Below are 15,642 nucleotides of genomic sequence, written 5' to 3'. Positions count from 1 at the left end.
GGACACCATGCGAATGACACTGCAGTTTTTAGGGGCGACGAGAGAAGTGACGGGTTCGTGCCATTTACTCTCGGTCGATCATGAACATTTATTGCTCGATTGTGGGTTGATACAAGGTGGTAAAGAAGATGAACTGCGTAATCATGATCCCTTCACTTTCGATCCAGAGTCTATCTCCGCTGTTGTGCTTAGCCATGCTCATATAGACCATTCTGGGCGCTTACCTCTGCTGGTCAAATCGGGTTTTGATGGGCCTATCTATACCCATAAAGCGACGGCTGAACTGTGCGCCATTATGCTTAAAGATGCTGCTATGCTGCAAAGTCGTGATACGGACCGCGCTAATAAAAAACGGGCTAAGCATGACCTTGAACCCTTAGAGCCTTTATTTACCGTTGAAGATGCCGAACAAGTCATGAGGCAATTTATTCCCTTGGAATACGGTCAAGTGACTCGGGTGATCCCCCATGTGGATATTTGTCTGTCGGATGCGGGGCATATTTTAGGCTCGGCCTTAGTTGAGATCTGGTTAGGGGAGGACAAAGCGCAGAAAAAAATTGTCTTCAGTGGTGATCTTGGTCGTGCTGGCATGCCGATTTTACGTAATCCAACCTTAGTCGATACCGCCGATTTAGTGCTTATGGAAAGTACTTATGGCAACCGTTTTCACCGCAGTTGGACAGACACCTTAGCCGAATTGAAAGCCATTTTTACCAAAGCAGTGACTGAAAGTCATGGCAATATCTTATTACCAGCATTCTCGGTCGGGCGAGCACAAGAGTTGCTCTATCTTTTTCATTTATATGCTAAAGAATGGGATCTGTCCCATTGGAAAGTCTGCCTCGACAGCCCGATGGCGATTGAGGCCACTCGGGTATATGTTAATAACTACCAGCTGATGGATGAAGACTTTAAGCATTTTACTCGTCAGTCTCCTGGGCAACACCCACTGCTGTCGAACGTTGAATTTATTCAAACCACTGAAGAGTCTATTGCATTAAATGATGTGCATAAGGGACTGATTATTATCGCTGGGAGTGGAATGTGTAATGGCGGGCGTATTCGTAGCCATTTAGAACACAATTTATGGCGTCCTGAATGCGATATCATTATTTGTGGTTATCAAGCCAGAGGTACTCCAGGGCGTGCTTTAGTCGATGGCGCAGAAGAGCTCACAATCCACGGTAACAACATTAAAGTAGCCGCGAAGCTACATACGGTAGGAGGCCTATCCGCCCATGCGGATCAGGCAGAGTTATTACACTGGTATCACCACTTCGATAACCAGCCCCCCTTGATCCTCGTCCATGGCGAACCCGAAGCGCAGCAGGGATTAGTTGATGTTATTAACCAAGATCCCAAGACTAAACCTAAGGATATTGCGATAGCGGCGCATGGTGATAAGTTGGATTTAACTGCACTGCCGCGGTTGATGTGGATCACCTCTTAAGTTTATCCCCTTCTTTGAAACGCCCTATTCGGTAAGAGTAGGGCGTTTTATTTGTTTTTAAATCAACGCGCCCTAGATATATCATCGAACAAATTCATCCACTATTTAGGTTTCCAATTGTTAATCATTCGTTGTAATCTGAGTTGCGACTATTAGATTGGCTCATTAAATTGTCTCAATTAGCTCAAACCTAATTTTGCAGAGCTAATAAAACGATAACTATAACAATTAATCACGAGGTTTGAATGGAAGCGATTACGGAGTTTGTTGGCCTAGTTAATGGCTTTGTCTGGGGCACACCTATGTTGGTGATGATCCTAGGTGTTGGTTTGTTTCTCTCCCTTGGGTTGAGATTGATGCCCATTCTTAAGTTAGGTACAGGTTTCAAGTTACTCTGGTCTGGGCGAATCCCCGATAAAGATAAAAATGTGAAGGGAGATGTGAGCCCTTTTAATGCCTTGATGACATCACTTTCCGCCACTATTGGTACAGGTAATATCGCCGGTGTTGCTACAGCAATTTTTATCGGTGGCCCAGGCGCTTTATTTTGGATGTGGTGTACAGCGTTAGTGGGTATGGCAACTAAGTTTGCAGAGGCCGTTTTGGCGGTGAAGTACCGTGAAGTTGATGATCATGGTAACCATGTCGGTGGGCCTATGTATTACATCAAAAATGGCCTTGGTAAAAAGTGGGCTTGGCTAGGAACATTATTTGCAGTTTTTGGTTCTCTTGCCGGTTTTGGGATTGGCAATACAGTACAGGCAAACTCAGTTGCAGATGCATTAAGCAGTAACTTTGGTGTTCCTGCTTGGGTTTCCGGCGTGGTGATGATGCTGTTAGTTGGTGCGGTATTGATGGGGGGCATTAAACGTATCGCCGATGTGGCAGGTAAGTTAGTGCCCTTTATGACAATTTTTTATATTACAGCGGGTTTAGCTGTGTTAGTTATTCATATTGAAGATGTGCCTGCTGCATTTGCCTTGATTGTTCATAGTGCTTTTAATCCTGTTGCTGCCCAAGGCGGTTTTGCGGGTGCCGCAGTTTGGGCGGCCATTCGCTTTGGTGTCGCTCGTGGTGTGTTTTCCAATGAAGCCGGTTTAGGAAGTGCGCCAATAGCCCATGCCGCTGCACAAACTAATAATCCAGTGGCTCAGGGGCTTGTGGCCATGCTCGGCACTTTTATCGATACCATTATTGTTTGTTCTATTACGGGTTTAGCGATTGTGGTATCGGGTGCATGGACTTCGGGTGAAAATGGCGCCGCATTGACTTCCTACGCCTTCTCCCACGCCTTACCTATGGGAAATTATATTGTAGCCGTAGCACTGGCTATTTTTGCTTTTACGACCATCATTGGTTGGAGCTTTTATAGCGAGAAATGTGTGCAATATCTCTTTGGTATTAAAGCGGTAAAACCATTCAGATTACTGTGGACACTTGCGGTTCCCTTAGGGGCGGTGAGTTCTTTAGACTTTATCTGGCTACTGGCGGATACCTTAAACGCTATGATGGCTATTCCTAACTTAATTGCTTTAATTCTTTTAAGTCCTGTGGTTTTTGGTTTAACGCGGGAATACTTTATTAAAAAGCGTGTAGAGGAAGCGGCAAAAGCCCAATCTTAATTGGCTGTGAAAGTTTTAGCAGTGTTGGAATGGCAATAAAAAAGCTCACATATTTGTGAGCTTTTTTGAATTAAGTCAATTTGATTGGTGTATTAGGATTGCTGTATTAGTCCGAGTTGTTATCAAACTCTGTATCATCAAATAACTCGTAGGGAGGAGACACGTTGGGGACATCCTTAAACAAGCGAGTGAAGTGGCGTTGCACACCTTTCAAATCGATTCCTGCTAAGCCTGAGGCAAAACCAAACCATGCATAAAGACCGCTAAAGTTATCGAACATGGGTGGTAGGTATTTGGGGGGCGTCAGTATCCCTTCTTGACAGGCTTGATACAGCACTGGAATATCTTCAATAGCCAATTTACCTAAGAACAACATAGGGATGAGTTCGGGTAAGCCGGATGTAATTGCACTACGAATAAAGTTAATATTTTCTACATAACCGCGTACATAGGAAATATCCTTAGTGAAAAAACTTCCGCCTTCGACCATGCCACCACGGAAGACCCTTTGAGTCACTCGATAGCTGTCCTTTGCACTGAGATTTAACCCTCTAAAATAGTTAAACACTTCGATAAAGTTTGCGCCATTTTCCGCCATATCGACTGCGGCGACACGGTCACTAATACGTCGAGCTCGCCCCGGGTTTGAGCTTAGGGTTAACATTTCAAGCAATACTGCGAGCCCTTCTTGGGTTGCAGCTACGCGCGGGGAACCCACACTGAGCCAAGTCGCGTGGGGCTGAGCACGTCCATTAAGAGTTGTACCAACATGCACCCAACCCTCGTGAACCTCATATACATTGAGGTCCGACTCACTGAACATGGCTTTGCTGTTTAACTTAACGGTATCGCCGCCCACAGCGGCATCCGAGACTATGCCGTCACTGAGGCGTACACGCATATCATCGCTATGGAAGTACTTTTCTAAACGCTGGCTGAGGACGTGAACCGCTTCCGGTGCGCTAATAATTTTTGGGTGATGCTTATTCATATGTCTCGCCGCGGGCAGCGAGAAAATATAACTCAGTTTATCGCCCAACTGGCGCAGGGTATGGCGATCGCCATGCAATCTATGGTTCGCACTGCCGTATAATTCTTGGCTGAGTTTACCGAAGGTAGGGGTGCCCCTGTGGCCTAACATATCGACAACCAGACGATATTGATCGACGTTCGCAACTAGTATCTTACCGAGTTTGTCCCGTTTACCTAAACACCTGTGAATATCCTGTTTTAAGGCGATAAGTTCTGCCTGCGTTTTTATGGGATCAAAAGGTAACGCTATGTTCTGATAGAAGTCTTGCTTAATAGCCGGAAGTACAGAACCCTTACTTGATAGAAAGCGTTCTTCCATTTCCCTTGGCCATTTAATGGCATCAAGGATCTTTATGGGGGTTTGGATACGAATGAGTTCATCGGAAAAGCGGCGTAGATCTTGTTGGTACTGGGCTAACGACTCTGACATTTCCGTAATCCTGCGGGCTGCTTAAGCAATAGAAATTTACATAATCATAGCCTTAAACCCTATCTATTCATATGGTTCAGCTATGCTTGCTGAGAAAAATTCAGATTAAATGATCTACCTTTCATCGGTTTAATGAATCATTTTGGTGCATCACTGACTATTTTAGCGCGCTTATAAATTAATGACTCATCACAACTACATGTTAACTCTCGGGTTGTTGATATGGCATTAAAGCTGCTTTACCCAAAATATAGCATTGAGTGGATCTGTACTGGAGATGATGATGGCTGCGATGAGTTATTTGAGTGTGATTGAGCGATATCATGAGTACGAAACCACGGTACATGAGTTGCTCGAGTCTATTTTAACGGGTATGGCTGATGCAGATTTGTTCCACCAACCTAAGATCGACATCAAAGCGATGAAAGGAATTGCAAGTAGCTATCCCTTTGTTGAATTGATGTATTTACTCGATACTCAGGGGCAGCAAATCAGCCAGAATATTGCCGTAGTTAACCATCAGATCAAACTCATTCCTTTAGGACTAAATCGCGATCGTAGCCAAAGGCCTTATTTTATTAATCGTGATCAATCCGATGGTGTAAATATCACTCGCCCCTACTTATCTAATGCGAGTGGTCATCTTTGCTTATCGGCTTCTTTAGCTATTTATCAGCAAGAAAAAAAGCTTGGTTACTTAGTGGTCGATGTTGATCTTACTTGCTTGATTGAATTTATGATGGGGGATAGTGCTCGCCGGCGGGTAACGCCTGCATTTAAGGCTATTTATGGTGTCATAGTCGCCGGATTGTTTGTGCTCGTTGCGGTATTACTGTGGACTGCACTTAGGGATATTTATGGTTTATTTACCGTCGAGCATATAGGACAAGACCCTTTACAACCCTTTGGGATCATCATTTTTATCACACTTGCATTAGCCATTTTTGATTTAGGAAAAACCATTCTCGAAGAGGAAATCCTAATGCATAAAGATATATTTCGTCACAGTTCAACTCGAAGAACGATTACCCGCTTTGTGTCTACGATTTTGATCGCGATATCAATTGAGGCACTTTTAACCATGTTTAAGGCATCACTCGGTGAAAAGCAGTATATCGAACCCGCCATTTGGATGATGTTGGCGGTAGTGGGTTTACTGGTGGGATTGGGGGCTTATGTTTATTTAGGCGCAAAAGCCGAATGGTTATTAATTAAAACTCAAGCTTATAAAAACGGTAAAAATAAGGCTGGCGGTACTACAAATTAACGTTCACCCAGCCTATTAAGTGCCGGGTGAAGCCTTGTTTATAATAGAGCGGAATATCCATACCTGTCGGTTTATAGCTCCTGCATAATGGAACTCAAGGGCTTAAAATAACTCGTCATCTCCTAATGCACGTCGTAACTCTGCGCGTTCGAGGTAATCTTCTAAGCGTTTTTTGATTTCACGCTTATGTTGCATTGCTTCGGCCGCTTTGCTGTTTCTAGGGGTGGTCATTGCCTCAATTTCAGTATCGTTGGGCACGACTTCAATAATATGAGCCATAACGAATTCCTCATGTTGTTCCTAAAGACTTTCTATCTAAAAAGAGTGTGGCAGAAAAGCAAAAAATTTTGTGAGTCAGAGTAAAAATTTCTTCCCGTTAGCTGAGTCGCATGTTGTAACTATCGGTCACTATCATGACATTTTTATATAACAGCCTTCCTGCAATTTAGCTCTATTTTGTGACTGGGCACATAACACTTATTTTTGATTAAGAAAGTAATCCCTACTTAAATGCTCAGATAAACTTGAATTAATTGACAACTACAACAACACTTTGATGATTAATGATTCGCTAGGGATGGCATATATGCACAAGGATGACTTTCCTAAGTATTCTGATTCTCCTAAAAACTTTTTTTTTAGCGTGCTAGGGTCCAGCTGGATGATTATCACAGCTGCATTGTTTTTCATGGGAATTTCTTGGTATGTCTTGGCGGTATATCTTAGGGATCGTGGAGAAGAGCGTTTTGATAACAATGCGCAGGAGCTAATTGAAGCCGTAAACCGCAGAATGATAGCGTACGAGCAGGTATTGCGGGGTGGTGCTGGATTATTTCTCGCCTCTAAGGGGGTGACTCGAGAAGAATGGCAGACCTATGTCATAAATGCTCGATTGGCTGAATATTACCCAGGTATTCAAGGGTTTGGTTATGCCCCCCTACTGACTCCTGAAACCTTGGAGACACATGTCAATCAAGTACAAGCTGAAGGCTTTAGTGACTATAAGGTTTACCCTCAAGGAAAGCGTGAGCAATATTGTGTGATCCATTATTTAGAGCCCTTTGATTGGCGTAACCAAAGGGCTTTTGGTTATGACATGTGTTCTGAGACTAATCGACGTACCGCTATACTCAGTGCAATAGCTTCTGGGATGCCGACGATTTCGGGTAAGGTGATACTAGTTCAGGAAACCCAAGATAATATTCAATCCGGTTTTTTGATGTATTTGCCTGTATATCAAGGGGTTGTCACTAGAGATGATGAGCGCAAACAGCAGGCTATAGGGTTAATTTATGCTGCCTTTCGCATGGATGATTTGATGCAAGGGATTATGGGAGATACGTTTTCGGGTTTGAAGTTCGCTATTTATGATGGTGAAAATGCAAACACTGAAACTTTAATGTTTACCAGCAATAAGCAGTTACCTAATCCGCAGGATGTTTTTTATCAATCGCAAATGGCAACCATTAAGGGGCGGGTGTGGCGCTTAGATATTTCTTCACAGTCACGCTTTATTTCTAGCTCAGAGCAAACTCAGGGTTTTTGGCTGCAATTGGTTGGTTGTGGGTTTATTCTGGCATTATTTTATTCAGTGGTCGTGATGGCGCGTAATCGTTATCAAGAGTCTAGATTAACGTCTGAACTGATCGCCAATGAAAAACGTTTTAGATTAGTCATTGAAGCCTCACCAAGTGCACTGTTTATGGTTGATAAAACTGGGGTTATTACCTTAGTCAATACCCATGCCGAGCGCTTATTTGGTTATGCCAGAGAAGAATTACTTGGGCGTTCAATCAATATGCTATTGCCTAAGGCATTATGGGATAGGCATCAGCAACATATGAGTAATTACTTAGTCCAACCTATCGCTAAGAATATGTCTATGCGGGACGACTTATTCGGTTGTTGCAAGGACGGTAGTCGCTTAGCGATTGAGGTTGGGCTAACACCTATCCATTTTAGTAATGGGCTTTTTATACTCGCAACAATCAACAATGTATCTGAACGTAAACGTATTGAAATCCAAAGAGCTGAGCATACAAAAGAACTCGAACGTATCAATCAAGAACTCGATCGTTTTGCCTATATAGCATCCCATGATCTTAAATCACCCTTAAGAGGCATAGAGCAATTGACGAGTTGGTTAGCCGAAGATCTTGTTGATAATACCAATGAAAATGTCCAAAAATACTTAGGGTTAATTCAAAATCGTATTCATCGTATGGTGTTGTTACTCGATGGATTATTAATGTTTTCCAGAATTGGTCGGGTCGATGCTGAAATTGTGGAGGTGGATGCGCGGCAGTTGATTGAGGATATGTTTGAATTAGTGGCTCCCCCGCACGGGTTTGAGTTATTACTAGAGGGTGAATTCCCAAACTTTAAGACAGTAAAAACACTTTTAGAATTAGTTGTTAGAAATTTAATGAGTAATGCCATAAAACACCATGATAAAGATACGGGTGTGATCAGAGTTCAATGTGAACCTAAAGAGGATGTGTACTGGTTTAGTATTATCGATGATGGTCCTGGTATTTCAAATGCTTATCATGGAAAAGTATTTGAAATGTTTCAGACTCTTAAACCAAGGGATGAAGTTGAGGGGAGTGGTTTGGGCCTATCATTAGTGAAAAAAACCGTAGAAAGCTTAGGGGGAGAAATCAAACTAGAATCCGAAGAGCGAGGATGCTGTTTTCGATTTAGTTGGCCCGTACGCATAGTGAACAAGGAGGTTTTATGAGCAGCACTGATAGCTACAATGAAGTGACAATCTTACTCGTCGATGACGACGATGTTGATTATATGGCCGTTCAGCGGGCAATGAGGCAACTCAGACTATTGAATCCATTACTGCGTGCTCGAGATGGACTTGAGGCATTGCATATTCTGACAAATCCCGAAGCTATTAAAGGTCCCTATCTCATACTGTTGGATTTAAACATGCCGAGAATGAATGGTTTTGAGTTTCTCGAGCACATCCGGTCCGATCCTACATTGTCCTCATCAGTCGTTTTTATGTTGACCACTTCAAGTACAGATGAAGATCGGATGAGAGCTTATAGTCATCATGTTGCGGGTTATATGGTGAAAACGGATATAAAAGACGGTTTTAACAATATTTTTAATATGTTGGAAGGTTACTGGCGTATTGTTGAGCTTCCATCGGTATAGGATGGGTATATGGATTTACTGCTAATTGATGATGATGAAGTGGATAGAACCGCGGTCATCCGAGCATTGAGACAGTCAAAACTGGCGTTTAATGTCGTTGAGGCAAACTGTGCATTCGATGGATTAAATCTAGCGTTAGAGCGCCACTTTGACGGGATTTTATTGGATTATATGTTGCCCGATGCCAATGGTCTCGAAGTGCTTATGAAGCTCAATGCGATGACTCAAGATCAAACAGTGGTAGTGATGCTCAGTCGCTATGAGGATGAAAAGCTAGCCCAGCGTTGCATAGAGCTCGGTGCTCAGGATTTCTTACTCAAAGATGAAGTTAATTCACGTATTCTTACCCGTGCTATTCGTTACGCAAAACAGCGAGCCTCTATGGCGTTAGCACTGCGTAATAGCCATCAAAAACTTAAAGAGTTAGCCGAACATGATTCGCTGACTAAACTAGTAAACCGTTACGGTTTTGAACTTTGTTTAAATCGAGCGATAGCTAGAGCCAAAAGAAGTAACAATTTTTTAGCGGTAATATTACTCGATCTAGATGATTTTAAAGCTATTAACGATACATTAGGCCACCAGATTGGGGATATCTTGTTGGTGAAAGTGGCTTCCCGTTTAAGTGCGGTATTACGTGATGGTGATGTGATTGCGCGTTTGGGGGGAGATGAGTTTGTTGTGCTGGTTACTGATAATGACTACAAGTATTTTCCGATGATAGTAGCCAATCGCCTACTCAAGGCATTTGAGGAAGTGTTTTGTCTTGGGGACAATGATGTTCTGATTGGTGCCAGTATTGGGGTTGCTTTTCATAACGAGGCCGCATCCGATAGTTCCGAGTTGATGAAATGTGCCGATATTGCCATGTACCGCGCCAAGAAAATGGGCCGTAATCAGATCCAATTCTACTCAGAGGCTTTAGATAGAGAGGTGCGCTATCGTAATCATATCGAGTCAAGCCTTCGGATAGCGCTAAGACAGAATGAATTTAAGGTGTATTACCAAGCGCAGGTCGATTCCTTGACTCATCAAATGGTGGGTATGGAAGCGCTTATTCGTTGGCAGCATCCTAAAGACGGTGTGATCGCACCAGACCAGTTTCTTCCTATTGCCGAAGATATTGGTTTGATAGAGGAAATAGGAGATTGGGTACTCATTGAGGCTTGTAGACAGGCACAGTCTTGGCTAACGCAACTGAAGCCCATTGGACGGGAGTTCACCATTGCGGTAAATCTATCAGCATCGCAAATAGCCCACATTGATTTATTGGGTAAAATTGTTCAAGCACTGGAATTAACGGGTTTACCTCCCACTGCGCTAGAGTTAGAAATTACTGAGAATTGTTTGATCGAAGAACCCCATGAACACGCTAAAGTGTTGGATCAAATTGCTAAGCTTGGTGTACGTTTTGCCCTCGATGATTTCGGTACGGGGTTTTCATCCTTAGAACACATAAAATTATTCCCTATCAGTGTGTTGAAAATAGATAAGAGCTTTGTTGCATCCTATGATAAGGATGAGAAAGACACTCGATTATTGGCAGCATTACTAAACTTTGCCTATGGCTTTGATGTTATCTCTGTGGCTGAGGGCGTGGAAACATTGGAGCAAGCTGAGTTTTGTACGGCTCGTAATTGTAATGTTTTACAAGGATATTTATTCTCTCGGCCGTTAGAGGCAATGGACTTTGAGGCTAAATTTATTACGCCATTACTCACAGAATTGTGAACATTATCTTACGGTCATCTCTATGAATCGTTTTCATCTGGTGAGGATTATTTTCTTGCTTTACACTGAGTAATAGACAAATATCTGCCCCCTTTTTCTGATGCCGAATTTTGTCGTATCAGAACTCTTTATTCACTGTGCTTAAGTTGGTCATTCCGTAATGAAAATAGGTATCTTATCCCAGTTTCCTCAGTTGTATTCAACGCAACGTTTAGTGGCCGCTTGCGAGATCCGTGGCCATGAAGCGGTTGTGATCAATACCTTGAACTGTTACATGAATATCAACTCGATTAAACCCAGTATTCACTATGAAGGGGAGGAGTTGACTGGGTTCGATGCGATTATTCCTCGGATCCACGCAAGTGTGACTTTCTATGGTTGTGCTGTGGTTCGTCAGTTTGAAATGATGGGAGTATTTGCGGCCAATGACTCAATTTCGATTGCCCGCTCCCGTGATAAGTTAAGGGCGTTACAATTGCTCTCTCGCAAAGGGATTGGTATGCCAATTACGGGTTTTGCCAATAAACCTAATGATATTCCTGACTTGATTAATATGGTGGGTGGTGCTCCCTTAGTGATTAAGCTACTCGAGGGAACACAGGGTATTGGTGTTGTGTTAGCCGAGACGAAAACAGCGGCAGAGAGCGTGATTGAAGCTTTCTTAGGGTTGAAAGCTAATATCTTAGTGCAGGAATATATTAAAGAATCTAATGGGAGCGATATTCGCTGTTTTGTTGTGGGCGATAAAGTGGTGGCTTCGATGAAACGCCAAGGACCAGAAGGGGATTTCCGTTCTAATCTTCATTTAGGTGGTTGTGGTGAGACAGTAAAAATCACCGCTGTAGAGCGTAAGATGGCGATTGCCGCCGTGAAAGCTATGGGGCTCGTGGTGGCTGGTGTGGATATTTTACGCTCTAACCGTGGCCCTTTGATTCTTGAAGTGAATTCGGCTCCTGGGATTGAAGGTATTGAGCAAACAACGGGAATATCAGTTACTGAGCCTATCATTGAATATATTGAAAAAATGGTTGCAGTCCATAAATCACATCGCTCAATAATTGCTTAATTTATCTGGGATAAAAAACGCCACGTTAACGTGGCGTTTTATTAAGACTAAAGATCAAAGCTGTATGAATAGCCTAAAACAATTTTGGTGTCGTCATCGCTTAAGTCAGTATCTGCAACCATAAAGGATACGGTCCCCACACTAGTGTCTGCACTTAGCGTCACGTTATAGTCGGCATAGTTATCTTCACCAAACCAAGCTTCAACTACATCGCCCGTTGAATAACCGTAATGCACGGATAGGCTGACTTTTTCAGTAAGTGGTATAGACGCAGTAGCGGCAAGATAGCTCAAGTCTTTATTATCTAAGGGATCTGCAGCAATATCATCATCGGCATTAATCACATGGGCGTAGCTTAGTTCAAGCCATTTCCAAGTAATAGCACCATATAATTCACCGAAGTCGATGCTTCCTGGCGCATCGGGATAGGCATAGTAGATATAACCTATGTCATAGCTAATATCTTCAGTGATATTGCCACCGTAACCCGCGTAGAGATCTAGCTCATAGCTAGTATCATCGCCAAAATCCACATTCGATGTCCATGTGCCGGCATAAAATCCAGAGTCATGGCTATAGTCAATGCCACCTTGGATGGCAACCGCATCGTCAGTTTGAGTTACACCACGCCATAGGTAATTTGAGGTACCACCTATGTTTGCTGACACAGCTGCAAAGGCATTTGATGTCAGTAACATTCCTGTCGATAAGGCCAAAACGCTATACAATGATTTTCTCATGCTCATCCCCTCGATTGACTTATTTATCGATTCACTTATGCCCCATGTTGTTGGTGGCACTGGTGCATCTTGGTTTTTTCTGAAGAGTGAGTTGCTAATCATATGCCATTATTACAATCTTATTAAAAACAGTTTGTTACATAATTGTATGTTAATTATTTACTTGTTAATGCTTGAAAATAGAGCAGACATGCACTGTAGTTGTGCAATAAATAGACATTAAAGTATAAGTTTGAGCCCAAAAAAAACGCCTCACTTAATAGTGAGGCGTTTCATCAAAAATTCTGTTGTCTACGAATTAGTTTACGCTATCACGTAGAGTTTTACCGGCTTTAAACTTAGGTACAGTCGCTTCTGCAATTTGGATTTCTTTACCGGTTTGTGGGTTACGGCCTGTGCGAGCGGCACGGGTGGCTGTTTCGAAAGATCCAAAGCCCACGATAGAAATTTTGTCACCATTTTTCATTGATTCGGTGATAGCCGCTTCGAAAGATTTTAATGCGCGTGCAGCTTCAACTTTTGTTAGATCGGCATTTTCCGCAATCTTAGCGATAAGTTCTGTTTTATTCATCTTTGTTGTCTCTTCTTTCCGTAGATTATTTAAGTAAGCGTGCCTAACATGCCATAAGGTTTAACACTTTGAAAGCCTTTTACCGCCAGAGGGGATAATGAAACTCGGTAAATTGGAGAATATTTACTCGGTTCGTGACTTAGGTTTTATTCTTCTAACAGTTGATATAGGAGCTGCTTGACGAGTTTAGGTTCGAAGGGCTTGTCACATAGGGCATTGACTCCAGCCTGTGACACATTGCTTAAGTGGGTATCGTTGGCTTCTGACGATACCATCAAGATGGGAATATGGGATTGTTGGCTCTCGTTACGAATAAACTGAGTCAATGCTAATCCATCAATACTCGGCATGTTGTAGTCAGTGATGACCAGATCAAACATATTATCTCTCATCAACTCAATAGCTTGAGCACCATCTTCCGCTTCAGTGATGAGCTTTATCCCTAAATTACCAATAGTTCGCTTGATTACATTTCTGGCCATGCGGCTGTCATCGACCACTAAAACGCGCACATCATGCACATCAAAATTGCTAAGATCGAGTTCATCATGGCTTAGTAAGTCGATAGTAGCATTAAGTGCTTTACCTAAATGCTCAGCATGGAAAGGTTTAGGTAAGATAGCGACCACCCCAGATTGTCGAAAAATCTCTAATTGCTCACGACGACATTCGCTCGAGACCAACATAAACTGAATGTCTTTGTTGTGACTATTTCCACGTAAATAGTTGAGTAGATCGATTGCTGTGCCATCGTCGAAATGCATTGCACTAGCGATGAGATCGGGTTTATGACGCCCAATAACAGCTTTGGCCTCTGCGATATTCGCGGCAGTTTGGATACTGACAATCCCTTCTTGTTGTAAACGCTGAATAATTATTCGGCGTTGCGTATCCGAAGGTTCCACTAGGAGAATGGATAATTCGTTAGGTGATAGATGGCTCATAATCTTCGTCGTATTGGCTGGGGGGACTTTATGGGGTTGCTAAGCTACGCTATTAGTAACAGCTTAGCAACAAATCAGCTTTTCGCTGTTTTACCGCTTAAATACTGATAAGTCACTTTAGAAAACGCGATCCAATATTGCACCAACAGCATACCTATTATGCCCACAACAAGTGGCAGCATCGGGATTCGCTCGCCCGCAAAGAACACTTTTACGTCTTCTGGCGTAATGCGATAGGCAATAATGGCAGTGATACCAAGCGCCGAAAAACCTAGGGTTTGCATACCAAGATAGATTTTGAGTACTAGGCTTGACCAAGGTGCGCGCACTAGGATGCCTGCAAGTACTGGAAGCACGCCTAAGGTAAATAAATCAAATGATTGAGTTGTTACGGCACGCCATAGTGCGACTATGCTAAAGAGACAATAGAGCGCTGTGAGTAGAATGAGACGTTTAGGCATTGAATTACTAATGGATCTGGTGGTCTTAGGATGAGCAAGTGTAGGAAAAGCCCCGAACTGAGTCCAGCATAACCGCATTATCATGTAGAATATTGCCTTTGCTTGGGCATAGTTAATAGGTTTAGGTTATGACAGAAGTTGAATTTTGGGCACTGGTTACGCGCACTGACGCAGCACAACCACAGGAATCCTTAGCGCAGGCATTAAAACAAAAACTAACCGAACTCAGTAATGAAGAATTAAAAGCTTTCGATAAAATGTTTGGTCAACAGATGCGTCGTAGCTATTTGTGGTCGGTGTGGGGCGCTGCCTATATTATTACTGGGTGTGATTCTGAATATGCCTTTGCGGAGTTTAGATGTTTTCTTATTTCTTTAGGGCAAGAGCGCTACGATGCTGTCGTCGCGGATCCCGATAGTCTTGCACGTTTATCCGCATGGCCACAGAAAGATGGTTATGCCTATCCATTTGTAGATGAGTACGACTTAATTGCTGGGCAAATATATGAAGATAGGACAGGTCAAGAGCTACCTTTTATGCCATCGGGTAAAGCCACTCCTGCCGGTAAAAAATTTAGCACTAAATCTAAGGATCTTAAACAACAATACCCTGAGCTAAGTGCCTGTTTTCCATTTTAATACTCAATATTAAATCTATGCAGAATGTGGGTTAGTTTTCATTCTTCATTTCTTTGCATTGAAACCCTTGTTTGCGTGGGTCAAATTCACAATTTAAGCCACATTCCCAAGGGACATTATCATAGAGAGAGGATTGCACCCGGGCAAAATCTCGGCAGGCATCATAATGATCAAAATTATCTGTTTTTTTGTATTTCCCAGAGTCATACCCATGGGTGTAGATAAAGGATGACCAAGTCTTGGTATGGCTATCTTTACTGTCTGGGGAGATAAACCAAATCGCACTGGCGAAACAGGTAAAAAGAATAAGAATGAACACAGGTACAACGGGGAATTTCATTTTCTAATCGTAACCATATAAACAATAGTCGAAGGATAACGCGTTTTGAATCAAGATGCGCGCAAAATGATCACAAATTTATAACGCTGCACTTACTTAGTGCAGTGTGGATACAAAAAGATACGTATTAATTTACGATAAATTTAGTTATTTACTAAGTTATACAAATGCTTACTTTG

15 protein-coding genes are annotated in these 15,642 nt (G+C 42.6%); 8 read left to right on the top strand and 7 right to left on the bottom strand.

Annotation, left to right across the window (positions count from 1 at the left end; genetic code table 11):
* Positions 1 to 7: 7 nt before the first annotated feature.
* Positions 8 to 1,450, top strand: coding sequence for an MBL fold metallo-hydrolase RNA specificity domain-containing protein (locus L2744_RS06165; protein WP_248991087.1), 1,443 nt, complete (start codon positions 8 to 10; stop codon positions 1,448 to 1,450).
* A 245-nt stretch (positions 1,451 to 1,695) separates the two neighbouring features.
* Positions 1,696 to 3,072 carry an alanine/glycine:cation symporter family protein gene (locus L2744_RS06160; protein ID WP_248991086.1) on the top strand — a complete coding sequence of 459 codons (1,377 nt, stop codon included), beginning with the start codon at positions 1,696 to 1,698 and terminating at the stop codon, positions 3,070 to 3,072.
* Positions 3,073 to 3,178: 106 nt separating this feature from the next.
* On the opposite strand, the gene L2744_RS06155 is transcribed toward L2744_RS06160, so the two are convergent.
* The gene (locus L2744_RS06155; protein WP_248991085.1) at positions 3,179 to 4,534 is read right to left on the bottom strand and encodes a flavohemoglobin expression-modulating QEGLA motif protein; all 1,356 of its coding nucleotides are present in this window, start codon (positions 4,532 to 4,534) and stop codon (positions 3,179 to 3,181) included.
* A 283-nt stretch (positions 4,535 to 4,817) separates the two neighbouring features.
* Between L2744_RS06155 and L2744_RS06150 the strand changes: the two genes are divergently transcribed.
* Positions 4,818 to 5,801 carry a PDC sensor domain-containing protein gene (locus tag L2744_RS06150; protein WP_248991084.1) on the top strand — a complete coding sequence of 328 codons (984 nt, stop codon included), beginning with the start codon at positions 4,818 to 4,820 and terminating at the stop codon, positions 5,799 to 5,801.
* Positions 5,802 to 5,903: 102 nt separating this feature from the next.
* Here L2744_RS06150 and L2744_RS06145 read toward each other — a convergent pair whose 3' ends face one another.
* Complete coding sequence (locus L2744_RS06145) at positions 5,904 to 6,080, bottom strand: PA3496 family putative envelope integrity protein (protein WP_248991083.1); 177 nt, start codon at positions 6,078 to 6,080, stop codon at positions 5,904 to 5,906.
* A gap of 307 nt (positions 6,081 to 6,387) precedes the next feature.
* On the opposite strand from L2744_RS06145, the gene L2744_RS06140 reads away from it, so the two are divergent.
* From L2744_RS06140 to rimK, 4 genes are all read left to right on the top strand, one after another.
* Positions 6,388 to 8,541 carry a CHASE domain-containing sensor histidine kinase gene (locus tag L2744_RS06140; protein WP_248991082.1) on the top strand — a complete coding sequence of 718 codons (2,154 nt, stop codon included), beginning with the start codon at positions 6,388 to 6,390 and terminating at the stop codon, positions 8,539 to 8,541.
* Complete coding sequence (locus L2744_RS06135; RefSeq protein WP_248991081.1) at positions 8,538 to 8,972, top strand: response regulator; 435 nt, start codon at positions 8,538 to 8,540, stop codon at positions 8,970 to 8,972. Before L2744_RS06140 ends, L2744_RS06135 begins: the two co-directional genes overlap by 4 nt.
* A 9-nt stretch (positions 8,973 to 8,981) precedes the next feature.
* A complete protein-coding gene (locus L2744_RS06130) occupies positions 8,982 to 10,703 on the top strand; it encodes a putative bifunctional diguanylate cyclase/phosphodiesterase (protein WP_248991080.1) in 1,722 nt (573 codons plus the stop codon).
* 160 nt (positions 10,704 to 10,863) lie between these two features.
* Positions 10,864 to 11,769 carry a 30S ribosomal protein S6--L-glutamate ligase gene (rimK, locus tag L2744_RS06125; RefSeq protein ID WP_248991079.1) on the top strand — a complete coding sequence of 302 codons (906 nt, stop codon included), beginning with the start codon at positions 10,864 to 10,866 and terminating at the stop codon, positions 11,767 to 11,769.
* Between the two features lie 47 nt (positions 11,770 to 11,816).
* On the opposite strand, the gene L2744_RS06120 is transcribed toward rimK, so the two are convergent.
* From L2744_RS06120 to L2744_RS06105, 4 genes are all read right to left on the bottom strand, one after another.
* Positions 11,817 to 12,509 (bottom strand): TorF family putative porin, encoded by a 693-nt coding sequence (locus L2744_RS06120; RefSeq protein ID WP_248991078.1) that lies wholly within the window; start codon positions 12,507 to 12,509, stop codon positions 11,817 to 11,819.
* Positions 12,510 to 12,807: 298 nt separating this feature from the next.
* Positions 12,808 to 13,080, bottom strand: a complete 273-nt coding sequence (locus L2744_RS06115) for an HU family DNA-binding protein (RefSeq protein ID WP_006079990.1) — start codon at positions 13,078 to 13,080, stop codon at positions 12,808 to 12,810.
* 146 nt (positions 13,081 to 13,226) lie between these two features.
* Complete coding sequence (locus L2744_RS06110; RefSeq protein ID WP_248991077.1) at positions 13,227 to 14,024, bottom strand: response regulator transcription factor; 798 nt, start codon at positions 14,022 to 14,024, stop codon at positions 13,227 to 13,229.
* A 74-nt stretch (positions 14,025 to 14,098) separates the two neighbouring features.
* The gene (locus tag L2744_RS06105; RefSeq protein WP_248991076.1) at positions 14,099 to 14,485 is read right to left on the bottom strand and encodes a hypothetical protein; all 387 of its coding nucleotides are present in this window, start codon (positions 14,483 to 14,485) and stop codon (positions 14,099 to 14,101) included.
* Positions 14,486 to 14,613: 128 nt separating this feature from the next.
* Between L2744_RS06105 and L2744_RS06100 the strand changes: the two genes are divergently transcribed.
* The gene (locus L2744_RS06100; protein ID WP_248991075.1) at positions 14,614 to 15,123 is read left to right on the top strand and encodes a DUF4240 domain-containing protein; all 510 of its coding nucleotides are present in this window, start codon (positions 14,614 to 14,616) and stop codon (positions 15,121 to 15,123) included.
* 31 nt (positions 15,124 to 15,154) lie between these two features.
* Here the strand turns inward: L2744_RS06100 and L2744_RS06095 are convergent, their stop codons facing one another.
* Positions 15,155 to 15,463, bottom strand: a complete 309-nt coding sequence (locus L2744_RS06095; protein WP_248991074.1) for a hypothetical protein — start codon at positions 15,461 to 15,463, stop codon at positions 15,155 to 15,157.
* Between the last annotated feature and the right edge of the window lie 179 nt (positions 15,464 to 15,642).

This window comes from Shewanella profunda, from assembly GCF_023283765.1.
GTDB classification, from domain to species: Bacteria; Pseudomonadota; Gammaproteobacteria; order Enterobacterales; family Shewanellaceae; genus Shewanella; species Shewanella profunda.
This window is presented reverse-complemented; position numbering and strand designations above follow the sequence as displayed.